Below are 23,355 nucleotides of genomic sequence, written 5' to 3' on the forward strand. Positions count from 1 at the left end.
GGGCCGTCCGCCCCGGGAGAGCAGGCGGGCGGCCGGTACCGCAGGAGAAGCTGCGCGATCGGTCGAGGATGCGGTGCGGGGGCGTCAGGCCGCGGCGTAGCCGGTGGTGTCGTCCCGGCCCGGCGCGGGGATCGACTCGGTGGCCGAAGGCGCTGTGGGAGAAACGGATTCGGTCATGTCCAGCAGCAGCCAGCCATCGGCGGTCCAGCCGCCGTGCGTGTCGGTGCGTACCAGCCGGCCGCCCGGCACGAAGGGGTCGTCCACGAAACCCTCGGCGGCGCTGTCCAATTCCAGCGCCAGCGCGGAACCACCCATGTACACCCGCCCGGAGCGTCCCGGCGGCACCAGCCGCAGCGACTCGTCCAGCACCAGCAGCCGCGCGCCCGGAATCGGCCGCACCCGGCCGGAGCCGTCCAGCGGTCCGCGCGCCGCGACGCCCGCGTATTCCGGTGTGGTGTAGGCGAATCCGGCGCACGACCCGGGGGCCAGTTCGCGCAGCAGGGCGGAAAGCGCGGCCGGGCAGTCGTTTCCGAACACATCCCAGCGCCGCACGGTCGGCAGCGCGGGGGAGGGCAGGAAGGCCAGGTTCGCGAGGGTCCCGGCGTCGGCCACCACATGGGTCGAGGCGCTCAGGGCGATCAGCTCGGCCAGGGCGGCCGCGTCCGCGCGCTGGGCGGCGGTGGACAGTACCAGGGTCGCGCCGTCAGCCAGCGTGGCCAGCAGTTCCACCGCGGCGTCGGTGGTATCCCAGCGGATGGCCAGCAGACGCACATCCGGCGAGCCGTAGGCCCGGTCGATGGGGCAGGAGCGCTGATCGGCGGCAACCGCGCGGCGATCGTCGGCGGCCGCGGCCACCGCGACCGGCTTCATGCCGGTGCCGTGCGGCCCCAGTTCGGCCAGCACCGCGCCGAATTCGGCGGCCGCGGCGATATCGCACAGCACGCGGGCCAGATCGTCGAGCGTAGGCCCGGCGGTCCCGGTGACGCCGCCGTCGAGGCGTTCGAAGAGCTCGGCATAGGTGAGGATGTGATCGCCGCAGCGCACAGCGGTCCGCAGGGACGGCACGCGGCGACCGCACTCGATGAGCATGGAGACCGACGGCACGTCGTACAGTTCGACGCCATTGGCCCATTCGTCGACGAGCCGGTGACGCTCGACGGCGGACAAGATTTCCGGCACCGCTCGCTCCATCGTTCCAAACCCCCGGGTTCTAACTTATGCAACCCTAACCTAATCGATCAAGGGCACGATCGACCACCCCGTAGGGGATCGAATCGGCGACAACGGTCCCCACCCTTCGAGAAAATTAGGCTAGGCTCACCTACCGCTCGCCCCTGAACGGGTGGGCACCGGCAGACAGGAGAGTCACGATGAAGTCGGCGTTCACCGCGCGTAGCGGGCGAAAGATCACCGCGCGAGCCGCCACTGCGGCCGTGGTGAGCCTGCTCGCCCTCGGGCTCGCGGCCTGCGGATCGAAGTCCGACGACTCTGCCGCCGGCGGCGGCGAACCGGTCACCATCACCCACGCCCTCGGGCAGACCACCGTGAACGGGACCCCGGCCCGCATCGTGGCGCTGGGCAATCAGTGGCTCGACACCGCGCAGGCGCTCGGCGTCACCCCGGTCGGCTACATCGACAACATCGCAGTGCTCAGCAAGGGCGCACCGCCGTGGGAACCGGCCGCGCTGGCAAAGTCCACCGCACTGCAGACCACCGGCAACCTCGCCGAACAGGTGGCCGCGCTGAACCCGGACCTGATCCTGGCCGACCCGTTCATCGCCGACGCCAAGACCTACAGTGACCTGTCCAAGGTCGCGCCCACCCTGCCCGGGCTCACCAAGGAGGCCGTCACGCCCTGGGCCGACCAGGTGCGCGCGCTCGGCCAGGTGCTGCACAAGACCGACGCCGCCGACAAGCTCGTCGCCGACCTGAACGGCCGCATCGACGGTATCGCGCAACGCAATCCGGGCCTGAAGAACAAGACCTTCATCAGCTCCTGGCTGGCCGGGCCGTCGCAGCTCATGGTGCTCACCGACCCCAAGGACGGGTCCAGCCGCCTGTTCACCCAGCTCGGCATGACCATCCCGCAGCATCTGGTGGACCAGGGCGGCTCCGGCGGGCGCCTCGCCCTCTCGCCCGAACGCCTCGACGAACTCGACTCCGACCTGCTGCTGGCCGGCTACTCGCCCGGCATGGACGAGAAGTACCGCGGCCTACCGGGATTCGGCGCGCTGCCCTCGGTCAAGAAGAACTCGGCGGTCTTCCTCACCGTCCAGGAGATCAGTGCCATCAACCAGCCCACCCCGCTGGCCCTGCCCTACCTGCTCGACAAGCTCGAACCGGCTCTCGCCAACGCCGCCAAATGATCCGCACCGACGACATCCGCTACGCCCTCCGCCTCGGCGTCACCTGCCTGACCGTCCCCGGCGGCGCGGTCCTGTTGAACCCGCCGCACAACGAGAAGCTGACCGGGCTCACCCCGGCCCAGAGCCAGGCGCTGAAGATCCTCAATCAGGGTCCGGCGACGACGGGCGAGCTCGCGGCCGAATCCGACTCGGTGGCAACCCTTCTCGATCGGCTGGCCGGGGCGGGCTGGCTGGAGGTCACCGTACGCGACGGCGACCGGGACCTCTACACCCTGCGGCCCTTCACCACCCCGCCCGCACGTCCGAGCGCAGGAGGCGGGCCGCGCACGGTCCTCTCGAAATTCACTGTCATCCACCGTGATCCGGACGGCCTGGTCCTGGAACACCCCACCTCGTGGTGCGATCTCCGCGTCCACGACCCCCGCCTGCTGGCCCTCGCCGCCGGCGCCGATCCCACCGAACTCGGCCTGCCCGAGTCCCTTTCGGCCCGCATCGCCGCCGACCTGCGCTGGGGCGGCTTCACCGCCGACCCCACCGTCGAGGACCGCGACTTCACCACCCGCAGCTGGAGCGCCCCCGACCTCTGGTTCCACCGGCGCAGCACCCTCGGCTCCCGCACCGTCACCTGGGACAACTTCGGCCCCACGGCATGGGCGAAAGACGAGTTCCCGCAACGCCCGGCGCAGCGCGCGCCCTACCCGGGCGCCCCGATCGCGCTCCCGGCGCCGGACCTCGCCACCCTCCGCGCCACCGACCCGGCCCTGACCGCCGTCCTCGAGGACCGTCGCTCCTGCCGGTCCTTCGACGACGCCCGGCCGATCACCGTCGCCCAGCTGGCCGAACTGCTCTACCGCAGTGCCCGCACCCGCTCGGTGGAGTCCACTCCGGACGGCGGCGAACTCCCTTCCCGCCCTTACCCTTCCGGCGGCAGCGTCCACGAACTGGAGCTCTATCCTGTGGTCCGCACTGTCGAGGGCCTGGCCCCCGGCATGTACCACTACGACTCCTTCGAGCATGCCCTGCGCCCCGTCGCCCCCGCCGATTCCCCCGCGGTCCAGCGACTCCTGCGCACCACCACGGCCACCCTCGCCAACGCCGCCGAACCCCAACTGCTGCTGCTGATCTCGGCTCGGGCAGGCCGGGTCATGTGGTCCTACGAGTCGGTCGCCTACGCCAATATCCTCAAACACGTCGGCGTCCTCATGCAGACCCTCTACCTCACCGCTACCGCCATGAACCTCGGCGCGGTGGCCCAGGGCTTCTCCGACACCGCCGCCTTCACCGCCGCCACCGGTGCCGACGAACTGGAGGAATGCAATGTGGGCAGCATGATCCTCGGCACCCCCGCCGGGGACCGCTGGTCCGGGTGTCATACCCGGCTGGGAGCATCGAGATCATGACGGCGACCGGGGATCAGGTGCGGGCGGTGGCACTCGCGCTGGCGCGCACCACCGAGCAGTTCGAATGGCAGATGCCCACATTCCGGGTGGCCGGGAAATTGTTCCTGACCCTGCCCGAGAACGAGACCTCCATGGCGGTCCGGTGCCCCATCGTGGATCGGGACGAACTGGTGCAGGCCGAGCCGGAGAAATTCTGGATCGCCCCGCACGAGGCCGGGAACGCGTGGGTGCGGGTGCGACTCGCCGCCCTGGACGACCACGACGAACTGACGGCCATCGTCACCGACTCCTGGCGGCTGGCCGCACCCCGGGAACTGGTGGATCCGGCCTGAACGGCCGGATCCCGCCGCGATCGGGGTGGGTCAGAAGGTGACGCGCTGGTCCTCGGCCAGGAAGAGTTTGTCGCCGTCCTTGGTGGTGAAGGCCGCGTGGTACTCGGCCTGGTTGCGGACCACCTGGTTGGCGCGGAACTCGTCGGGCGAGTGGGAGTCGTTGGCGAGCAGATTCTCGGTGTACTGCGAGGTCTGCTTGGACCGCCAGTTGCGGCCCCAGGATTCGAGCATGGGCTGATAGTCGGGGTTCTCGACGCCGGCCCGCTTCTGGTTGATGCGATAGGCGGCGAAGGCCATCTGCAGGCCGCGGTTGTCGGCCACGTTCTCGCTGAGGGTGAGGGTGCCGTCGACGTGGTGCGCGGGGTCGAGACCCGCGGGGACCAGGCCGTTGTACTGGTCGACGAGCTTCTTGGTGCGGGCGTCGAACTTCGCCCGGTCCTCGGCGGTCCACCAGTCCTTCAGGTTGCCGTCGGCGTCGTACTTGGAGCCCTGATCGTCGAAGCCGTGGCCGATCTCGTGACCGATGACCGCGCCGCCCGCGCCGTAGTTGACCGCCGCCTCGGCCTTTGGATCGAAGAACGGCGGCTGCAAAAAGGCTGCGGGGAACACGATTTCATTGTTGACCGGCTGGTAGTAGGCGTTCACCGTCTGCGGCGTCATACCCCACTCGGTCTTGTCGACCGGCTTGTCCAGCTTGTCGAACATCTTCTTGGCGCCGAAAACATTGGCGGCGCGCAGGGATTGGATGAGCTGGCCGCGGGTGATCTTCAGCCCGGTGTAGTCCTCCCACTTGTCCGGATAACCGATCTTCACGCCCATCTTGCCCAGCTTGACCAGCGCGGCGTCCCGCGTGGGCTGCGACATCCACGTCGAATTGGTGAAGTTGTCCCTGTAGGCCGCGACCAGGTCGGCCACCATGTCCATCGCCCGATTCTTGGCCTCGGGCGGGAAATGCTTGGCCACGTACAGCTTTCCGAGCTGCTCGCCCACCGTGCTGTCGACGGTGCCGACCGCCGACTTCCACCGCTCCGGCCGCTGCTGCTGCCCGCTCATCACGGTGCCGAAGAATTCGAAGTTGGCGTCGGAGAGCGTCTTCGGCAGGAACCGGGCGAACTCCCGCACCACCGCCAGTTTCAAGTAGTCCCGCCACACCGCGATATCCACGTCGTGCCACAGCTGCCCCGCCGCGGTGACGAACGACGGCTCGCCGACGATCACCGTCGCGAACAGGCTCTTGGGCCGATCGGTGTTCCCGGAAAGCCAGGGGTCCCAATCGAATTGCGGCGCCAGCGCCACCATGTCGGTCCACGACATCTTGTTGTAGCTGGCCTCGGTGTCGTGCAGTTTGATGTTGTCCCAGAATCCGGCCGCGATCCGCTTCTCCAGATCCAGTACCCGGCCCGCCATGGCCACCGGGTCCGGGAATCCGGCCCCGGTCGCGATCTTCTCCAGGAAGGCCTTGTATCCGGCGAGTTTGTCGGCGTATTCGGGCTTGCGATAGTACTGCTCGCTCAAGCCGATTCCGGACTGACCGACCGAGGCGATGTGCGCGCTGGAGTTCTTCCGGTCCACCGAGACGCCGAGCCCGATCAGCCCTCCGATCGGCAGCGCGCCCATCACCTTGGCCAGCTCCGGCTTGCCCGCGGCCTTGTCGATGTCGGCGAACATGTCGGCGAGCGGCGTGAGGCCCAGCTGCTCGATGGTGTCGACATCCATCCGGGCGTCGTACAGATCGCGGATCTGCTGCTCGGGTGTGTCCGGCTTGGGATCCTTGATGTCCTCGATGATCTCGCGCAGCTGGCCCTGGACCCGATCCGCGACATCGTCGAAGGTCCCGAACGACACCTTGTCCGCCGGCAGCTGATACTCCTGCAGCCACTTGCCGTTGACGAACCGGTACAGGTCGTCCTGCGGCCGCACCGCCGCGTCCGACCCGGACATGTCGGGGCCGGTGAGCTGGGTCGAGGTGACCGTGTTCTTCGTATCGCTGCTACACGCCGCCAGCGTGGCGACGGCCGGCGCGAGACCGAGCGCGATCAGAAAACGACGACGGTCCATACCGGCCGGACGATCCGACGAACTCACAGGCACTACCTCTCCCCGAAGCTGCGATACCGACGCGAGGCTACCGGGGACGGCGGCCACGCGCGGGTTGTCGCGTTCTCAGAGGGTGACGCGCTGGTCCGGCGGCAGGTATTCCTTGTCGCCGTCCTTCAGGTGATAGGTGCTGTAGAACTCGCCCAGATTCCGTACCACCTGATTGCACCGGAATTCGGCCGGGGAGTGCGGATCGGACGCGATCTGACTCTGCAGCTCCTCGGTGGTCATCTTGGTGCGCCAAGTCCGGCCCCAGGATTCGAACATCGGCCGATAGTCGGGAGTGTCCGTCCCCTTGCGCTTCTCGGCCATCCGATAGGCCGACAGGGAAATCTCGAGTCCCCGCAGATCCGCCAGATTCTCGCCGACCGTGAGCCCGCCGTTGACGTGCTGATCGGGCGGCAGGTCCGCCGGCACCAGCGCGTTGTACTGCGCGATCAGCTGATTGGTCTTGGCTGCGAAGGCCGCCTTGTCCTCCGGTGTCCACCAATCCTTCAGATTGCCGTCCCCGTCGTACTTGGAGCCCTGATCGTCGAACCCGTGGCCGATCTCGTGCCCGATTACCGCACCGCCCGCACCGTAGTTCACCGCGGGCTGGGCATCCGGATCGAAGAACGGCGGCTGCAGAAAGGCCGCGGGGAAGACGATTTCATTGCCGCTGGGGTTGTAGTAGGCGTTCACCGTCTGCGGCGGCATGACCCATTCCGACTTGTCCACCGGCGTCCCCAGCCGATCGAACATCCGCTTCGCCTCGAAAGCGTCCGAGGCGCGCAGGGATTCGACCAGTCTGCCCCTGGTGACCGTGAGTTTGGAGTAATCCTTCCACTTGTCCGGGTAGCCGATCTTGGCATTGATCTTCCCGAGTTTCGCGATGGCCGCGTCCCGGGTGGGTGGCGACATCCACGTCGAATTCTGGAAGTTCTCCCGATACGCCGCGCGCAGATCGTCGACCATCTCGAGTGCCCGCTTCTTGGCCTCGGCCGGGAAATGCTTGTCCACGTACTGCTTTCCGAGCGCTTCGCCCACGGCGTCGTTGACCGTTTCCACGGCCCGCCGCCACTGCTCCGGCTGTTCCCGCAGCCCCTGGACCACCTTGCCCATGAAATCGAAATTTGCGTCGGCGATCGCCTTGGGCAGATAGGGCGCGTACGCGCGCACCAGGCTCAGCTTCAGGTACTCGCGCCAGGCGGCGAGGTCGGCGTCGGCCCACAGCTGCCCCGCGCCGGTCACGAACGACGGCTCGGCCACATCGACCTTGTCGAACATGTTCTTCGGCCGGTCGGTGCTCCCCGAAAGCCAAGGGTCCCAGTCGAATTGCGGTCCCAGCGCGGTCAGCTCGGTCCAGGTCATCAGGTTGTAGGTCGCGTCGGTATCGCGGGTTCTGACATTGTCCCAATGGAATCCGGCGATGCGGGTCTCCAGGTCCACCACCCGGTCGGCCAGCGCGGTCGGGTCCGGGAACCCGGCTCCGGCAGCGAGGCGCTGCATGAACGTCCGGTACGCGGCGAGCCGGGCGGCGTATTCGGGCTTGCGGTAGTACTGCTCGCCCATGCCGAGCCCGGACTGCTCGACCGAGGGGAGATAGGCATTGGAGTTCTTCGGGTCCGGGCCCACACTCAGGCCGATGAGACCCACATTGGTGAATCCGCCCATCACATGCGCGAGATCCGGCTTGGTCGCGGCCTTGTCGATCTGATCGAACAGATCCTGCAGCGGCGTCATGCCGAGCGTCTCGATCTCGTCCCGGTTCATCCGCGCGTCGTAGAGGTCGCGGATCTTCTGCTCGTCCGACCCGGCCTTGGGATCGCGGATCCCCTCGATGATCTCCCTCAGCTGCCCCTGGACACGCTCCTGCACGTCGTCGAAGGTCCCGAACGACGACTTGTCCGGCGGCAGCTGATACTCCTGCAGCCACTTCCCGTTGACGAACCGGTACAGATCGTCCTGCGGCCGCACCGTCGGATCCGACCCGGACATGTCCGGGCCCGTCGGCGGTTTCGACGACTGGGAGTCCGGGGAGCAGGCGGGCAATACGGCCACCGCGGGCGCCAGGCCCAGGGCGATCAGGAACGTACGGCGGTCGAGAGCGATGGGGCGCTCGGACAACGCGAATCTCCTCTACCGGATGATCGGAACAGCTCGGACGTTGCTCGCGCCGACGCTAGTTGACCCGACTGAGGAAAATCTGAATCCGCGCCGAGCCATCTGCTCCGCCCCCCGATTTCACCCTGAACAGGGTCTTCGCTAAACTGTTGCGGTTGCCTGCGGGAGCTATGCCCGCACTTCGGCCGCGAACCCACAGTGGTTGTTCTCCTGTTCGGTGAAAAACCGCTGGCAGGCGCTGCCCCGCGTACCCGCGGAGCGGGCCATTGGCTCAGCTGAAGGGCAACTGACCATGCCCGTCGGGTCGGCAATCCGGCGTGCATATCGTCCAGGTCTAGGAGGAGCTGAAGTGATTCAGCAGGAGTCGCGGCTGCGCGTCGCCGACAACACGGGTGCCAAGGAGATCCTCTGCATCCGCGTTCTCGGTGGTTCGTCGCGCCGCTATGCCGGCATCGGTGACATCATCGTCGCCACTGTCAAGGACGCCATCCCCGGCGGCAACGTCAAGAAGGGCGAGGTCGTCAAGGCCGTCGTCGTGCGCACCGTCAAGGAGCGTCGTCGCCCGGATGGCTCGTACATCAAGTTCGACGAGAACGCTGCGGTGCTGATCAAGGCGGACAACGATCCGCGTGGCACCCGCATCTTCGGCCCGGTCGGCCGTGAGCTGCGTGAGAAGCGCTTCATGAAGATCGTCTCGCTGGCCCCGGAGGTGCTGTAACCATGAAGGTGCACAAGGGCGACACGGTCATCGTGATCTCGGGCAAGGACAAGGGCGCCAAGGGCAAGGTCATCCAGGCCTACCCGGCGACCGGCAAGGTCCTCGTCGAGGGCGTGAACCGCATCAAGAAGCACGTCGCGAACTCCGCGAACCAGCGTGGCGCCAGCTCGGGCGGCATCGTCACCCAGGAAGCGCCGATCCAGGCCTCCAACGTGATGGTCGTCGACTCCGACGGCAAGCCGACCCGCGTGGGCTACCGCACCGATGAGAACGGCAAGCGGGTCCGCATCTCCCGTCGCAACGGGAAGGACATCTGAGATGACTTCTACTGAGAACAAGGTGCAGCCGCGCCTGAAGACCCGCTACCGCGAGGAAATCAAGCCGGCCCTGAACAACGAGTTCAACTACGCCAACGTGATGCAGATCCCGGGCGTGGTGAAGGTCGTCGTCAACATGGGTGTCGGCGACGCCGCCCGTGACGCCAAGCTGATCAACGGTGCGGTCGCCGACCTCACCCTGATCACCGGCCAGAAGCCCGAGATCCGCAAGGCGACCAAGTCCATCGCGCAGTTCAAGCTGCGTGAGGGCATGCCGATCGGCGCGAAGGTCACCCTGCGCGGCGACCGGATGTGGGAGTTCCTGGACCGTCTGATCTCGATCGCGCTGCCGCGTATCCGCGACTTCCGCGGTCTGTCGCCGAAGCAGTTCGACGGCCACGGCAACTACACCTTCGGTCTCTCCGAGCAGTCCATGTTCCACGAGATCGACGTCGACAAGATCGACCGTCCGCGTGGTATGGACATCACCGTGGTGACCACCGCCACCAACAACGAAGAAGGCCGGGCCCTGCTCAAGCACCTCGGCTTCCCGTTCAAGGAGAACTGATCCATGGCTAAGAAGGCTCTGATCAACAAGGCCAACGCCAAGCCGAAGTTCGCGGTGCGCGCCTACACCCGCTGCCAGCGCTGCGGCCGCCCGCACGCCGTCTACCGCAAGTTCGGCCTGTGCCGCGTGTGCCTGCGCGAGATGGCCCACCGCGGCGAACTCCCGGGCGTCCACAAGTCGTCCTGGTGAGCTAGTACCCCCCCAAACCTGAAGGCCCCCACCGAGATCCGTCCCGGTGGGGGCCTTCGGCGTCTCCGGCTTCGCCCTGCGTGATCTGTGCGGCGTCTCCGCTGATATGCCGTATATTTGATGTGAATAGGGCATATATACGTGAGGTGGGTCGATGTCGAAGCTGCTGATCGAAGTCGATGACGAGGCTCTTGCCGAGGCGCAGCGTCTGCTGGGCACCCCGACGAAGAAGGACACCGTGAACGCGGCCCTCGTCGAGGTCGCGAAGCGAATCAAGCGTGCGAAGGCGCTCGCGGAGCTAGCCGAGATGGGGGAGCGGGGTGACTTCGAGATCCTGTTGGAGAAGGGCAACTACCGCCCATGATCGAGTACCTGATCGATACGTCCGCGGTAGCGCGGCTGTTGACCAATCCCTCGATCCGTAAGGCGTGGCACGAGCCTCTGACTGCGGGAGTCATCGCCGTCTGCGATGTCGTCGAACTCGAATTGCTCTTCAGTGCAACCTCATTGGCCGACCGTCTGCGCAAGAAGGAACTACTGGCCGAACTGTTCGGCTGGGTGGTCGTACCGGACGAAGCCTGGCCTCGTGCCCATCGCATCCAGCAATCCCTCACCGAGCGCGGCCACCATCGCGGCGCAGGCATCGCCGACCTCCTGGTCGCCGTGACCGCCGCAGCCCACAACCTGACCATCCTCCACTACGACCGTGATTTCGAAACCGTCGCCGAGGTGACCGGTCAGCCCACCCAATGGATCTCGGCACCCGGCTCAATCTCCTGACCCCTGCGATTCTCGCTACGGTGTCGGTCGCCTGCAGCCGCCGGTGGTTCGAATGAGGGCGAACACCTGAGCGTCCCTCCGAAGCGCGGCCAGGGCATCGCCGGAGGTCAATCCTCGCAATGTGGTGAGCGGTCCAGCAAGATCATGGGCTGGCCCAACCTGGTGATCGCGTCGGGCGCTCTATCCCATCGCGGGGGAGTCGAATCTCTCACTGGCGCAAAGGGTCCGCAGATACTGTTCGGCGATGGGGGTCACATAGGGCACCGGCCCAACCCCCTTGCCATTCCATCGAATTCGCGTGCGGAACCGTCAGATCAACCGCAGCGCATTTAGCGCGACATGGCGGAGGGGGTCGACGATTGGTGGTCGTCGCCGCAGCACGCTACCGTGGCGATTCGTCGGAAATGGCGGGTTTGAATCGGGGGAGGATTCCGAATGCGTTGGGTGGTGGCCGTTTCGGCGCTGCTGTTGGCATTGTTCACGAGCGGATGCGGTCTGATCGGCGGTTCCGCGAGCGCCGTCCAGCAGGGCGATTGTCTGAAGAAGGCCGGCGACGACGGTTTCGACAAGGTCTCCTGCTCTTCGTCGGACGCCGGATTCGTCGTGCTCGACCGAGCCGGCACCGGCAAGACCCACGACCGCTGCGTGGACGTCGCGGGCACCGAATACGTTTACACCGACAAGGGAAGCGGGTCCATCTGCGTGGGCATCAAGGGCGCCGACCCGGCACACGCCGCGAACGCGGCCCAGAAGGGCGACTGCCTCACCGACACCGGCGGCAGCACCGTGCAGAAGGTGGACTGCGGCGACCGCACGGCCGTCTACCGCGTCCTGGCCCGCCCCGACGGGTCCGAGTTCATGACCGACATGGCCTGCAAGGACGTCCCCGGCACCCAGACCACCTACAGCTACCTGCTGAAGGCCAAGAAGGGTATCGGAGCATTCGGCACCGGCATCGTATTCTGCCTGATCGCAAAGGATTCCGACGCGACCCGCACCGTCGACAACGCCAAGGAAGGCGATTGCCTGCGGAAGTCGGGCGCCAATGATGTCGAACTGACCCCCTGCACCAGCCCCGACGCCGAATACAAACTCCTGGCCTCGCTCCTCGACAAGTCCATGTGCGACCACATCAAGGGCTCCGTCGCCACCTACTCCTACGAACGCCCCGGCGACATCCCCCGGGCCCTCTGCCTCGGCGCCGCGCACTGATCCACGGCGTCGGGAGCAGGCGTCGCCGGGTGTGGCGGAGGCCTCGATTTGGCCGCTGATCAGCCCTTGTCTACACTAGACCGGTTGCTCGGGCACACCTGTGTCTGCACGCGCCTCGCGTGTGCGGCTTTTTTGCTCCGGGCGCAAGCGTTTTCTCCAGTCGGGCATCCCCGGCTGGACCGCCCCGAATTGTCGTAGGCCCACGACCGCCGATCTCAGACGGTGCTGAATGGGAACCGCGGCGAGAAAGGTACCGGTCAAACACATGACCATGACTGATCCGATCGCAGACTTTCTGACCCGTCTGCGCAACGCCAACTCGGCGTACCACGATCAGGTGAAGGCTCCGCACTCGAAGCTCAAGGTGAACATCGCCGAGATCCTCAAGCGCGAGGGCTACATCGCCGACTTCCGCGTCGAAGATGCGCCCGTCGGCAAGAACCTGATCGTCGACCTGAAGTACGGCCCGAGCCGTGAGCGCTCCCTGCAGGGTGTGCGCCGCGTGTCGAAGCCGGGCCTCCGGGTCTACGCGAAGTCCACCAACCTGCCCAAGGTGCTCGGCGGCCTGGGCGTGGCGATCATCTCCACGTCCTCGGGTCTGCTCACTGACCGTCAGGCCAAGCAGCAGGGCGTGGGCGGCGAAGTCCTCGCCTACGTCTGGTAAGGGAGGTAGGAACAATGTCGCGTATCGGTAAGAAGCCGATCCCGGTTCCCGCCGGCGTCGAGGTGACCATCGACGGCCAGAGCATCACGGTGAAGGGTTCCAAGGGCACCCTCTCGCACGTGGTCGCCGAGCCGATCACCGTCGCCAAGGCCGAGTCGGGTGAGCTGGAGGTGGCTCGTCCCAACGACGAGCGCCAGAACCGCTCGCTGCACGGCCTGACCCGCACCCTGATCAGCAACATGATCGTGGGTGTGACGCAGGGCTACGAGAAGAAGATGGAAATCTTCGGCGTCGGTTACCGCGTGCAGGCCAAGGGCTCGAACCTCGAGTTCGCCCTGGGCTACAGCCACCCGGTTCCGGTCGACGCGCCCGAGGGCATCACCTTCGCGGTGGAGTCCCCGACCAAGTTCTCGGTGTCCGGCATCGACAAGCAGAAGGTCGGCCAGATCGCCGCGGTGATCCACGGCCTGCGTAAGCCCGATCCGTACAAGGGCAAGGGCATCCGCTACGCCGGCGAGGTCGTTCGCCGCAAGGTCGGAAAGACGGGTAAGTAAGCCATGGCACAAACCGAAAAGCAGAAGGCCGCTCGCAAGCCGATCGGCAAGGACGCCTCGACCGCGCGCCGCCTGTCCAAGACGCGTCGTCACTTCCGTCTGCGCAAGAAGGTCGTCGGCACCACCGCGCGTCCGCGCCTGGTGGTCAACCGCTCCGCGCGCCACATCCACGCCCAGCTGATCGACGACTCCGCCGGCAAGACCATTGCCGCCGCGTCGACCATCGAGGCCGATGTGCGTGCTCTCGAGGGTGACAAGTCCGCCAAGGGCGCCAAGGTCGGCGAGTTGCTCGCCGCCCGCGCCAAGGCTGCCGGCGTCGAGGCGGTCGTGTTCGACCGTGGTGGTCACGACTACCACGGCCGTATTGCGGCTCTCGCCGACGCCGCCCGTGAAGGTGGGCTGAAGTTCTGATGATCAACACTGCGAACGGAAGGAACGTCTGATGCCGGGACGTCAGCGGCGTGACGGCGGAAACGGTCCCGCCGGACAGAATGGTGGCAGCGACAACCGCGATCAGCGTGGTGGCGGTCGCGACCGCCGCGGCGGTGGCGACCGTCGCGACAGTGCCGCCGAGAAGAACCAGCTCGAGCGCGTCGTCGCGATCAACCGCGTCTCCAAGGTCGTGAAGGGTGGTCGTCGCTTCAGCTTCACCGCCCTCGTGATCGTCGGTGACGGCAACGGTCTCGTCGGCGTCGGCTACGGCAAGGCCAAGGAAGTTCCCGCGGCCATCCAGAAGGGTGTCGAAGAGGCTCGCAAGAACTTCTTCCGCGTTCCGATGATCGGCTCCACCGTCACCCACCCGGTTCAGGGTGAGGCGGCCGCCGGTGTCGTCATGCTGCGTCCGGCTTCGCCCGGTACCGGTGTGATCGCCGGTGGCGCGTGCCGTGCCGTGCTCGAATGTGCCGGTATCCATGATGTTCTGGCCAAGTCGCTCGGTAGCGACAACGCCATCAACGTTGTGCATGCCACCGTTGCTGCCCTCAAGATGCTGCAGCGTCCCGAAGAGGTTGCCGCGCGCCGCGGTCTGCCGATCGAGGACGTGGCTCCGGCGGGCATGCTGCGTGCGCGTGCGGGACAGGGAGCCTGATATGGCACAGCTGAAAGTCACCCAGATCAAGTCCAGCATCGGCGCCAAGGCGAACCAGCGGGAGTCGCTGCGCACCCTCGGGCTGCGCGGTATCCGCCAGACCGTGGTGCGCGAGGACAACTCGCAGAACCGCGGCCTGATCAACGTCGTGCGCCACCTCGTTGTTGTTGAGGAGGTTTCCGCATGACCATCAAGTTGCACCACCTGCGTCCTGCCCCCGGTGCCAAGACCGAGAAGACCCGTGTGGGTCGCGGTGAAGGCTCGAAGGGCAAGACCGCGGGCCGCGGTACCAAGGGTACGAAGGCTCGCAAGAATGTCCCGGTCCGCTTCGAGGGCGGTCAGATGCCGATTCACATGCGTCTGCCCAAGCTCAAGGGCTTCACCAACCCGTTCCGCACCGAGTACCAGGTCGTGAACGTCGGTGACATCGCCCGCGTGTTCCCCGAGGGCGGCACCATCGGCAAGGCCGAGCTGGTCGCCAACGGCCTCGTTCGCAAGAACGAGCTCGTGAAGGTGCTCGGCGAGGGCGAAATCGCTGTGGCCGTTCAGGTCTCGGCCGACAAGTTCTCCGGCTCCGCCAAGGAGAAGATCACTGCGGCGGGTGGCACTGCCACCGAGCTGGCCTGACGGTAACCTGAAATAGCAATGGCACCGGGCGAGTCGCGAGCTCGCCCGGTGCCGCTGTTAGAGTTCAAGTGTTGTCTGCCAACACCGTCATGGTTCTCGGCGTTTTTCGGCTGAAACAGCCCATCGCTGAATCCGTGGCCTGACCCATGTCGTTAGCCAGGAGGATCTGTGCTTTCCGCCTTCGTGTCGGCTTTCCGGACCCCGGACTTACGGCGGAAGATTCTCTTCACGCTGGGACTGATCGCGCTCTACCGGCTCGGTGCGTCGCTGCCCTCGCCGGGCGTCAGTTACAAGAACGTTCAAGAATGCATCAACCTGGTCAACGGCGGCAATGACGCCGGTATCTACCAGCTGATCAACCTCTTCTCCGGCGGCGCGTTGCTGCAGCTGTCCGTGTTCGCGATCGGCATCATGCCGTACATCACGGCGAGCATCATCATCCAGCTGCTGACGGTCGTCATCCCGCGGTTCGAGGAACTGCGCAAAGAAGGCCAGTCGGGTCAGAACAAGATGACCCAGTACACGCGGTATCTGTCGATCGCGCTGGCCGTGCTGCAGTCGACCGGTCTGGTCGCGCTCGCCTCCCGCGGTCAGCTGCTGCGTGGCTGCCAGAAGGACATCCTGGACGACACCTCGATCTTCGGCATGATCATCATCGTGCTGGTCATGACCGCGGGCGCCGCTCTGGTCATGTGGTTCGGCGAGCAGATCACCGAGCGCGGCATCGGTAACGGCATGTCGCTGTTGATCTTTGCGGGTATCGCGGCGCGAGTTCCGTCGCAGGGCAAGCAGATCTACGACAGCCGTGGCCTGCTCACCACCATTCTGGTCGGTTTCGCCGCATTCGTGGTCATCGTCGGCGTCATCTTCGTCGAGCAGGGCCAGCGCCGGATTCCGGTGCAGTACGCCAAGCGCGTGGTCGGCCGGAAGATGTACGGCGGGTCCTCGACCTATCTGCCGTTGAAGGTGAACCAGGCGGGTGTCATCCCGGTCATCTTCGCCTCCTCGCTGCTGTATCTGCCGAACCTGTTGGCGCAGTTGACCCAGAAGAGTTCCGGTAACCCTGCCAAGTGGCAGGAGCTGATCCAGAAGTACCTGGTCAACCCGAGTAACCCGGTCTACGTGGCGATCTACTTCGCCCTGATCGTGTTCTTCACCTACTTCTATGTCGCGATCACCTTCAATCCGGAGGAGCGCGCGGACGAGATGAAGAAGTTCGGCGGCTTCATTCCCGGCTACCGCCCGGGCAGGCCGACCGCCGATTACCTGAACTTCGTCCTGAGCCGGATCACCCTGCCCGGCTCGCTCTACCTCGGCGCTGTTGCTGTGCTACCGAACCTGCTGCTGGGCATCGGCTCCAGCGGTGGCGGTGTGTCCAGCCTGCCGTTCGGTGGTACCTCCGTGCTGATCATTGTGAGCGTCGGCCTCGATACCGTGAAACAGATCGAGAGCCAGTTGATGAACCGAAACTACGAAGGGTTCCTGAAGTGAGACTCGTACTGCTCGGACCGCCCGGTGCCGGTAAAGGCACCCAGGCCGAACTGTTGTCGGAAAAGCTCGGTGTTCCGCACATCTCCACCGGGAACCTCTTCCGCACGAATATCGCGGAGCAGACTCCGCTGGGCCGCGAGGCGCAGCAGTACCTGGACGCCGGCAACCTGGTCCCGTCGGACGTGACCAACCGCATGGTCGAGGCGCGCATCGCCGAGCCGGACGCCGTCAACGGCTTCATCCTGGACGGCTACCCGCGCACCGTGGATCAGGCCGAGGCGCTGGAGAAGATGCTCAAGGAGGCCGGCAAGGAGCTCGACGCCGTCATCTCCTTCGTGGTCGACGAGGACGTGGTGGTCGAGCGCATGCTGGCCCGCGGCCGCGGCGACGACACCGAAGAGGTCATCCGCAACCGCATGCGTGTCTACCGCGAGGAGACCGAGCCGCTGCTGGAGCACTACGACGGGCAGGTCGTCTCGGTCGAGGGTGTCGGCGACGTCGCCGAGGTCAATGAGCGGGCGCTGAAGGCCCTGGGTCGCTGAATGGTCTTCGGACGCAAGAGCAAGCGGGTGGTGCCCTTCCGCACCGCCGGTGAACTGGACGCCATGGCGGCGGCCGGCGCTGTCGTCGGCCGCGCGCTGGTGGCGGTGCGAGCCGCCGCTGCGCCCGGTGTCTCCACCTGGGAGCTGGACGAGGTGGCCGAGCAGGTCATCCGTGAGGCCGGGGCGATCCCGTCCTTCAAGGGCTACCACGGTTTCCCGGGTTCCATCTGTTCGTCGGTGAACGACCGAGTGGTGCACGGCATCCCGTCCAAGGACGAGGTCCTGGCCGAGGGCGACCTGGTGTCCATCGACTGCGGCGCCATCCTCGAGGGCTGGCACGGCGATTCGGCGTGGACCTTCGGCGTCGGCACCATCATCGAGGCGGACCGCCTGCTCAGCGAGGCGACCCGGCTGTCCATGGAGGCCGGCATCGCCGCCATGCTCCCGGGCAACCGGCTCTCGGACGTCTCGCACGCCATCGAGCAGGGCACCTACGCCGCCGAGAAGCTGCACGACCGCAAGTACGGCATCGTCTCCGGTTACGGTGGCCACGCCATCGGTCGCGAAATGCACATGGACCCGTTCCTGCCCAACGAGGGCGCACCCGGCAAGGGCCCCGAACTCCGCGTCGGCTCCGTCCTCGCCATCGAGCCCATGCTCACCCTCGGCACCACGGAAACCCATGAGCTGGACGACAACTGGACCGTCGTCACCGACGACGGCACCCGGGCCGCCCACTGGGAGCACACGGTCGCGGTCACTGAAAACGGCCCGCGCATCCTGACCCTGCGCCCGGAGTAGGCTCCGCGCAACACTTTCCGCACCCGCTTCAGCCCCAGGCTGAGGCGGGTGCGGTCGTTTCCAGCCCATGCGAGTTGGTCATACCGGGTATGCGGGATTCTCGCTGTTCGCATGCCCGCACCGCTCGTAGCGTCGACCGTATGAGCAACACGGACAATCGAGAACTCATCCGGGCCGTCTTCGAGCAGCTGGCCCTGGGCAACGGTCGCGCCCTGACCGACGCGATGGCCGACGATTGCCGCTGGACCTTTCCCGGATCGTGGTCCTGGTCGGGCACCTGGGGTCCGAAAACCGCTGTGGTGCAAGGTCTCCTGCGTCCCCTCATGGGCCAGTTCGCCGACGCCTACCGCATGGAGGCGGATCTGATCCTGGCCGACGGCGACCGAGTGGTGGTCCAGGCCCGCGGCTCCGCCACCACCCTCACCGGCGAGCCCTACCACCAGACCTACTGCTTGCTGTTCACCATGGCGGACGGCCTGATCACCGAGGTGGTGGAGCACTGCGACACGGCCCTGGTGGAGCGGGTCCTGAAGCTGCTCACGCCCACGTGCTGATCCGCCGGGCGTGGCGGCGGGGGCCCGGGGCGGGTTCTGGTTCGATGGAGTGATGGCCGACAGGGTTGTTCTCATCACCGGGACCTCCAGCGGGATCGGGCTGGCGGTCGCCGCCGCGGCGGTGCGGGCGGGGTACAGGACCGTGGCGACACTGCGCAATCTGGACAAGGCCGGGCGGGTCCGGGACACCGGGGCCGACGTGCGTCGCCTGGATGTCACCGACCCCGCCTCCATCGCCGAGTGCCTGGCGGGCGTGGTCGCCGACTACGGCCGGCTGGACGCTCTGGTCAACAATGCGGGCGTCTCGGTGCTGGGCACCCTGGAGCACCTGCCGATGGCGGACATCCGCCGGGCCATGGAGGTCAACTACTTCGGAGTGGTCGAGGTGACCAAGGCCGCCATGCCGCATCTGCGCGCGTCGAAGGGACGCGTGGTGACGGTGACCAGCGTCGGCGGTGCGGTCGGCCAGCCGTTCAACGAGGCATACTGCGCGGCGAAGTTCGCGGTCGAGGGATTCATGCAGAGCCTGGAGCCGGTGGCGGCCACGGTCGGTGTCGGCGTTAGCGTCGTCGAACCTGGCGCGGTGACAACGGAATTCGTCACCAATGCCCGTATCGACATACCCGCCACGATCGCGTCCGCCGGTCCGTACGCGCCCGCCCTGCAGGCCTACATCGATCGCACCCGTGGTGCGTACAGCACCGCCCAGACCGCCGAACAGGTGGCCGAGGTGGTCCTGTCCGCCCTCACCGCATACCCGGTCGTCTTCCGTTGGCAGACTTCGGACTTCGCCCGCGCCTTCGTCGCCGACAGCCTGTCGGACCTCGACGGCTCCATCGTCGCGGGCCTGACTTCGAAGTGGGTCCGCTGACAGCGGCGTTCAGAACAGTCGAATATGCCTGACCCCCACCAGGATCCGCCGTAGCTCGGTGCGGAGTCTGCCGTCGGTGTTCGGGGTCAGGGTAAGGCCGGAGGCGGCGGCGATGTGGTCGGCGACCGCACGCAGCGAGAGCTCGTCGGTGTGGATGTGTTCGGCGAATTCCGGTCGAGCCAGGGCATTCAGGCAATGATCCACCCGGTCGATGGCGAAGCTCTCGTGCCGCAGCCCGCCCAGCGCCCGTTCCCGCAGCCGCCGCACTACCGTCTCCGGACGCGCCATGAGCGCGAAATGCCTTACGTCGTGCCCTTTTTCGCGCAACCGCCCGACCGTCTCCGCGAAGTAGACCGGTTCGACCACCGTCATGGGCGCGATCACCGGCCCGCCGTGCTTGCTCAGCACCAGATCGAGGGTCTCGAAGACGCCCTGCCGCCAGGCCGGTAGATCCTGGAAGTCGGGCCGAAACTCCTTGGGGATAACCCGATGCAGCCCGAACCCGACCTCCTCGGGATCACAGACCAGGCTCCCGGGCAGCCGCCGATGCAACTCGAACGCGGTGTGTGTCTTCCCTCCGCCGAACGGCCCATTGATCCACAGCAGCATGCCCGCCACCCTAGCCGCGGCGGCGTCGTCGCAGGTCAGCCTTCGAGCAGGATGGTGACAGGGCCGTCGTTGACAAGTTCGACGTGCATGTGCGCGCCGAACTTTCCGGTGGCGACGGTCGCGCCGAGGTCGCGGAGGGCGGCGGCGAAGGTGTCCACCAGCGGTTCGGCGACCGGGCCGGGTGCGGCGGCGTTCCAGGAGGGGCGGCGGCCCTTGGCGGTATCGGCGTAGAGGGTGAACTGGCTGATCACCAGGACGGGTGCGGACAGATCGGCGGCGGAACGTTCGCCGTCCAGGATCCGCAGTCGGAACAGCTTGTCGGCCAGCGCTTTCGCGGTGCCCTCGGTATCGGTGTGGGTGACCCCGACCAGCGCGACCAAGCCCTGTGGCGCGCCGTGCGCGGCGGGGTCGATCCGCCCGACCACCTCGCCGTCGACGGTCACCTGAGCCGATGTCACCCGCTGCACCAGTACCCGCATGGTCATCGATCTTCCCAGATGGCCGCGGTTCGTCCGCCCGGCTACCCCGGGGCGTTCACACATGCCCCGAATTTCCTTGTGCGCCATCGGCAGTTCACAACAGTAGGCTGTGCTGGCACGGACAGCTGAACCCGGTGGGAGCGACAGTAGTTACCGATGGCAGATGACAAGAACAAAGACAACACGGTCTGGGCCGGTCTGAAGCAGCAGGCTGACGCGGGTGCTCTGAGTTATGAGCCCGGCACGGCCGAGAAGGGCGCGAATTACGCCGCGACTCTGATCGGACAGCTGCAGTATCTGAAGAAGCAGGGCGCTTCACTTGCCAATCTCCCGCAGATCGGCAGTCTCTCCTCCGGCAATCGGATGACGGCCGCGTTCAACCAGTCCGGTCAGGCACTGCTCGACGCCCTCGATACCAATGTCGCCGTGCTGACCGACATGGTGGCGACCTTCGATTCGGCGGGCAAGATCTATGTCGACCAGGATGCGGTGTCGAAGGCCGCATTCGACGGTTTGAACAGCAAGCTGACGCCCCCGGCGGCGGTGAAGGTGCCCATCCAGAACACCGACATCAAGCTCCCCGCCGACCTGAAGACCTTCCAGGGCGATTCGACGAAGAACAAACAATCGGTCGATGTGGCCCTGGAGAACCCGAACAACCAAGAGTGGGGCACGCTCTACAACCTCGGTCAGGCACTGACTCCCGATCCGTTCGCGACGGCGGGCGGTCTGTGGAAGTGGATGGGCGACCAGATCGAGGGATATGTCGGTGACTTCTCCAACAATATCCAGTCGTTGACCAATTCCTGGCAGAGCACGGCGGACGGTGGAGCAGCCGCCGCACAGGCCGCGGTGCAGAGCTACTGCAAGGATCTCGCGCCACTGGCCGGCGCGATGCGAACCACGGGTGAACTGTTGCAGTACACGTCGTCCTGGATGGCCCAGACGAAGATGTACATGCCGTACACGCCGACGGCCGACGGTACATACGTCAACACCGGGTCCTACTCGCCGATAACGGGCTACATGCCCTACGGGGGAGTGTCCTTGCCCGGATCCACCCAGTTGCCCTGGTACCAGAAGAATTTCGGTGATTACTACTGTGCGCCGATGAAGGACACCGCGGGCCTGCTGCCGGTGATCTCGGGGCCGACCCCGATGCCGGCGCAGAAGCCGCCCACCGACGGGGACAAAAAACCCGGCGACAAACCCGGGGACAAGCCCGGCGACAAGTCCGGTGGGGACAACACCGGCGGAGCGAATACCGGTGGAGCGAATACCGGTGGAGCGAACACCGGCGGCGACAACTCGGGCAAGAAGACACCCGGCGGTAGCGCCACGAAGCCGAAGATTCCGCCGCTCGAGGACAAGCCCGGTCCCAACGGCACCAAACCCGGATCGAACCCGAACGGCACCAACCCGAACGGGACGAATCCGAACGGGACCAATCCGAACGGCACCAACCCCAATGGGACGAATCCCAACGGCACCAACCCGGGCGGCACGAATCCCGGTGGGACGAGTCCGGGTTCGAACCCGTCCGGCACGTCCAACCCGTCGACCGGCAGCAGTTCCGGACAGGACGGCATGTCCTCGATCGCCAGCTTGCTGAGTTCGCTGGTCGGCGCCGCGTCCAGTGGAATGCAGGGGCTTTCGTCGCTGGGCACGGTGTTGCAGCAGCTGGAATCGGCCTGGAGCACAGGGGATATCGCCAAGCTGGCCGAGGTGCTCGGGGTGCCGCAGGATCAGGTGACCTCCGCGCTCACCACGCTCGAGCAGTCGCCGGACAAGGTGAACCAGCTCAAGCAGCTGCTCGGCCTGAGCCCGGACACCGCCCAGCCCGCCGCGCCGGCCACGACCACGACGCCGACCACGACCACGACGCCGGCCACCGCGCCCATGGGCGCGGCCATCCCGACGCCCGCGGCCGCGCAGGCTGCCGGGGCGCCGTCGTTCACCAACCTGTTCGGCGGCCCGGCGCTGCTGCCCGACGGTGGCATCGTGCGCGCCGATATCGATCACGGCGACGTCGTCCGCGCGGGTCTGGACCAGGACGGCGCCGTGCAGCCGGTGGTCGGCATGACCGCGGCGCCAGGGGCGGCCGTGATGACCGAAACCGCCACTACCGGAGCGGAACCCGCGCAGTCCGACTTCGTCGACGCGCTGGCCCACACCCTCGATGCGCATGTCCCGGTGATCGAGTCGTGACCTGGGAGTTCACCGACGACGAGTTCCATGTGCTGTGCATGCAGTACCTGGAGGGGGCGCTACCCCAGCCCCTGACCTACCTCAGCCGCATTCCACTCCTCGAGGATTACGAGCGTGAGGTTCTCGCGATCCAGGAGCGACTGGACGCCGAGTTGGGCCCGGAGATCCGGCTCGCCCTGGAGGTGGTCGCGCGTCCCGAGGTCTGGATCTGGTTGCGCGCCAGCATCGATGGCGATGTCGGCAATCCGGCCAAGCAGATCCGGGTGCACGGCGCGCGGCTGGGGCGACGGGCACTGCTGATCCGTCAGGAGCCGGGCGAGACGCTCGAGCACGGCGGGAATGTCACACTGCTGGAGTGTGATCCGGAGGAGCTGCCCGGTCTGCTGGTGGCACAGTTGCCGCCCGCGAAGGCCGGTCGGCGGATCTCGATCCCGATCGTCGCGGAGTCGGCCGCCCCGGACTCGTACGCCCCGTCGGGTGCGGGTGCGTTCGACAGCTTCGAGGAATCGGACGAATCAGCCACGGCGGCCTTCCTTTCGGAGCCCGTCACGCTGGTCGGAGCTGTGCAGGTGGCGCAGGCGCGGTCCAAGTACGGTCCGCGCGGGGTCACCGAGATGATGCTGAGCTGGCGGGATGTGGTCGATGACGGGCGCTATCTCATCGATTCGGGCCAGCCGGAGCTGCTCGCGGTCGGTGCGGACGCGCGGCAGTTCACCAACTGGCTCGCGCGGTCGATGGAAGAGATCATCCGGCAGATGGAGTGGCGGGGCGAATACGACGAGTGAA

At 66.6% G+C, this 23,355-nt stretch carries 28 protein-coding genes; 23 read left to right on the top strand and 5 right to left on the bottom strand.

The features are described 5' to 3' along the window. Positions 1-84: 84 nt before the first annotated feature. The gene (locus tag ACFXHE_RS09570) at positions 85-1,179 is read right to left on the bottom strand and encodes an AMP-binding protein (RefSeq protein ID WP_379381561.1); all 1,095 of its coding nucleotides are present in this window, start codon (positions 1,177-1,179) and stop codon (positions 85-87) included. 191 nt (positions 1,180-1,370) lie between these two features. Between ACFXHE_RS09570 and ACFXHE_RS09575 the strand changes: the two genes are divergently transcribed. From ACFXHE_RS09575 to ACFXHE_RS09585, 3 genes are read left to right on the top strand one after another with little or no spacing between them, the layout of a single operon-like run. Next, the gene (locus tag ACFXHE_RS09575; RefSeq protein ID WP_379381563.1) at positions 1,371-2,366 is read left to right on the top strand and encodes an ABC transporter substrate-binding protein; all 996 of its coding nucleotides are present in this window, start codon (positions 1,371-1,373) and stop codon (positions 2,364-2,366) included. After that, the gene (locus ACFXHE_RS09580; protein WP_379381565.1) at positions 2,363-3,766 is read left to right on the top strand and encodes a SagB family peptide dehydrogenase; all 1,404 of its coding nucleotides are present in this window, start codon (positions 2,363-2,365) and stop codon (positions 3,764-3,766) included. Before ACFXHE_RS09575 ends, ACFXHE_RS09580 begins: the two co-directional genes overlap by 4 nt. Continuing rightward, positions 3,763-4,098 (top strand): MmcQ/YjbR family DNA-binding protein, encoded by a 336-nt coding sequence (locus ACFXHE_RS09585; RefSeq protein ID WP_364605618.1) that lies wholly within the window; start codon positions 3,763-3,765, stop codon positions 4,096-4,098. The genes ACFXHE_RS09580 and ACFXHE_RS09585 overlap by 4 nt, the downstream gene beginning before the upstream one ends. Before the next feature lie 30 nt (positions 4,099-4,128). Here the strand turns inward: ACFXHE_RS09585 and ACFXHE_RS09590 are convergent, their stop codons facing one another. Beyond that, positions 4,129-6,183 (bottom strand): M13 family metallopeptidase, encoded by a 2,055-nt coding sequence (locus tag ACFXHE_RS09590; protein WP_379381567.1) that lies wholly within the window; start codon positions 6,181-6,183, stop codon positions 4,129-4,131. Between the two features lie 78 nt (positions 6,184-6,261). After that, complete coding sequence (locus tag ACFXHE_RS09595; RefSeq protein WP_379381568.1) at positions 6,262-8,301, bottom strand: M13 family metallopeptidase; 2,040 nt, start codon at positions 8,299-8,301, stop codon at positions 6,262-6,264. 346 nt (positions 8,302-8,647) lie between these two features. On the opposite strand from ACFXHE_RS09595, the gene rplN reads away from it, so the two are divergent. From rplN to ACFXHE_RS09685, 18 genes are all read left to right on the top strand, one after another. After that, the gene (rplN, locus tag ACFXHE_RS09600; RefSeq protein ID WP_033090674.1) at positions 8,648-9,016 is read left to right on the top strand and encodes a 50S ribosomal protein L14; all 369 of its coding nucleotides are present in this window, start codon (positions 8,648-8,650) and stop codon (positions 9,014-9,016) included. Positions 9,017-9,018: 2 nt separating this feature from the next. After that, a complete protein-coding gene (rplX, locus tag ACFXHE_RS09605) occupies positions 9,019-9,333 on the top strand; it encodes a 50S ribosomal protein L24 (protein WP_040804283.1) in 315 nt (104 codons plus the stop codon). A 1-nt stretch (position 9,334) separates the two neighbouring features. Then, positions 9,335-9,901, top strand: a complete 567-nt coding sequence (rplE, locus tag ACFXHE_RS09610; RefSeq protein ID WP_120741133.1) for a 50S ribosomal protein L5 — start codon at positions 9,335-9,337, stop codon at positions 9,899-9,901. A gap of 3 nt (positions 9,902-9,904) precedes the next feature. Further along, on the top strand, positions 9,905-10,090 hold the full coding sequence (locus ACFXHE_RS09615) for a type Z 30S ribosomal protein S14 (RefSeq protein WP_029923637.1): 186 nt from the start codon (positions 9,905-9,907) through the stop codon (positions 10,088-10,090). A 154-nt stretch (positions 10,091-10,244) separates the two neighbouring features. Next, positions 10,245-10,454 (top strand): type II toxin-antitoxin system VapB family antitoxin, encoded by a 210-nt coding sequence (locus tag ACFXHE_RS09620; RefSeq protein WP_379381570.1) that lies wholly within the window; start codon positions 10,245-10,247, stop codon positions 10,452-10,454. Beyond that, on the top strand, positions 10,451-10,870 hold the full coding sequence (locus tag ACFXHE_RS09625) for a PIN domain nuclease (RefSeq protein ID WP_379381572.1): 420 nt from the start codon (positions 10,451-10,453) through the stop codon (positions 10,868-10,870). Before ACFXHE_RS09620 ends, ACFXHE_RS09625 begins: the two co-directional genes overlap by 4 nt. Before the next feature lie 435 nt (positions 10,871-11,305). Beyond that, positions 11,306-12,082: a hypothetical protein gene (locus ACFXHE_RS09630; protein WP_379381574.1), complete on the top strand. Its 777-nt coding sequence runs from the start codon at positions 11,306-11,308 to the stop codon at positions 12,080-12,082. Between the two features lie 265 nt (positions 12,083-12,347). After that, positions 12,348-12,746 carry a 30S ribosomal protein S8 gene (rpsH, locus tag ACFXHE_RS09635; protein ID WP_213558035.1) on the top strand — a complete coding sequence of 133 codons (399 nt, stop codon included), beginning with the start codon at positions 12,348-12,350 and terminating at the stop codon, positions 12,744-12,746. A 14-nt stretch (positions 12,747-12,760) separates the two neighbouring features. Then, the gene (gene rplF, locus ACFXHE_RS09640; RefSeq protein WP_356996988.1) at positions 12,761-13,300 is read left to right on the top strand and encodes a 50S ribosomal protein L6; all 540 of its coding nucleotides are present in this window, start codon (positions 12,761-12,763) and stop codon (positions 13,298-13,300) included. A 3-nt stretch (positions 13,301-13,303) separates the two neighbouring features. After that, positions 13,304-13,711, top strand: coding sequence for a 50S ribosomal protein L18 (gene rplR / locus ACFXHE_RS09645; RefSeq protein WP_379381576.1), 408 nt, complete (start codon positions 13,304-13,306; stop codon positions 13,709-13,711). Positions 13,712-13,742: 31 nt separating this feature from the next. Beyond that, complete coding sequence (gene rpsE / locus ACFXHE_RS09650; RefSeq protein WP_379381578.1) at positions 13,743-14,387, top strand: 30S ribosomal protein S5; 645 nt, start codon at positions 13,743-13,745, stop codon at positions 14,385-14,387. 1 nt (position 14,388) lies between these two features. Then, entirely contained in the window at positions 14,389-14,574 is a 186-nt protein-coding gene (rpmD, locus tag ACFXHE_RS09655) for a 50S ribosomal protein L30 (protein WP_364605587.1), read from the top strand. Continuing rightward, on the top strand, positions 14,571-15,014 hold the full coding sequence (gene rplO / locus ACFXHE_RS09660) for a 50S ribosomal protein L15 (protein WP_354830509.1): 444 nt from the start codon (positions 14,571-14,573) through the stop codon (positions 15,012-15,014). The genes rpmD and rplO overlap by 4 nt, the downstream gene beginning before the upstream one ends. A 168-nt stretch (positions 15,015-15,182) precedes the next feature. Next, positions 15,183-16,505, top strand: a complete 1,323-nt coding sequence (gene secY / locus ACFXHE_RS09665) for a preprotein translocase subunit SecY (RefSeq protein WP_379381581.1) — start codon at positions 15,183-15,185, stop codon at positions 16,503-16,505. Next, positions 16,502-17,047 (top strand): adenylate kinase, encoded by a 546-nt coding sequence (locus ACFXHE_RS09670; protein WP_356996993.1) that lies wholly within the window; start codon positions 16,502-16,504, stop codon positions 17,045-17,047. Before secY ends, ACFXHE_RS09670 begins: the two co-directional genes overlap by 4 nt. Beyond that, the gene (gene map, locus ACFXHE_RS09675) at positions 17,048-17,848 is read left to right on the top strand and encodes a type I methionyl aminopeptidase (RefSeq protein ID WP_379381583.1); all 801 of its coding nucleotides are present in this window, start codon (positions 17,048-17,050) and stop codon (positions 17,846-17,848) included. A gap of 140 nt (positions 17,849-17,988) precedes the next feature. Next, a complete protein-coding gene (locus ACFXHE_RS09680) occupies positions 17,989-18,402 on the top strand; it encodes a nuclear transport factor 2 family protein (protein ID WP_379381585.1) in 414 nt (137 codons plus the stop codon). A gap of 52 nt (positions 18,403-18,454) precedes the next feature. Further along, positions 18,455-19,273, top strand: a complete 819-nt coding sequence (locus ACFXHE_RS09685; RefSeq protein ID WP_379381587.1) for an SDR family NAD(P)-dependent oxidoreductase — start codon at positions 18,455-18,457, stop codon at positions 19,271-19,273. Positions 19,274-19,282: 9 nt separating this feature from the next. Here the strand turns inward: ACFXHE_RS09685 and ACFXHE_RS09690 are convergent, their stop codons facing one another. Together ACFXHE_RS09690 and dtd are read right to left on the bottom strand one after the other, a co-directional pair. Next, a complete protein-coding gene (locus ACFXHE_RS09690) occupies positions 19,283-19,882 on the bottom strand; it encodes an AAA family ATPase (protein WP_379381589.1) in 600 nt (199 codons plus the stop codon). Positions 19,883-19,917: 35 nt separating this feature from the next. Continuing rightward, on the bottom strand, positions 19,918-20,361 hold the full coding sequence (gene dtd, locus ACFXHE_RS09695) for a D-aminoacyl-tRNA deacylase (protein ID WP_379382091.1): 444 nt from the start codon (positions 20,359-20,361) through the stop codon (positions 19,918-19,920). Between the two features lie 156 nt (positions 20,362-20,517). Between dtd and ACFXHE_RS09700 the strand changes: the two genes are divergently transcribed. After that, a complete protein-coding gene (locus ACFXHE_RS09700; RefSeq protein WP_379381591.1) occupies positions 20,518-22,569 on the top strand; it encodes a hypothetical protein in 2,052 nt (683 codons plus the stop codon). Beyond that, positions 22,566-23,354, top strand: coding sequence for an ESX secretion-associated protein EspG (locus ACFXHE_RS09705; protein ID WP_379381593.1), 789 nt, complete (start codon positions 22,566-22,568; stop codon positions 23,352-23,354). The genes ACFXHE_RS09700 and ACFXHE_RS09705 overlap by 4 nt, the downstream gene beginning before the upstream one ends. Position 23,355: the final 1 nt, after the last annotated feature.

Origin of the sequence: Nocardia sp. NPDC059229, from assembly GCF_042754165.1 — a bacterium.
Lineage (GTDB): Bacteria > Actinomycetota > Actinomycetes > Mycobacteriales > Mycobacteriaceae > Nocardia.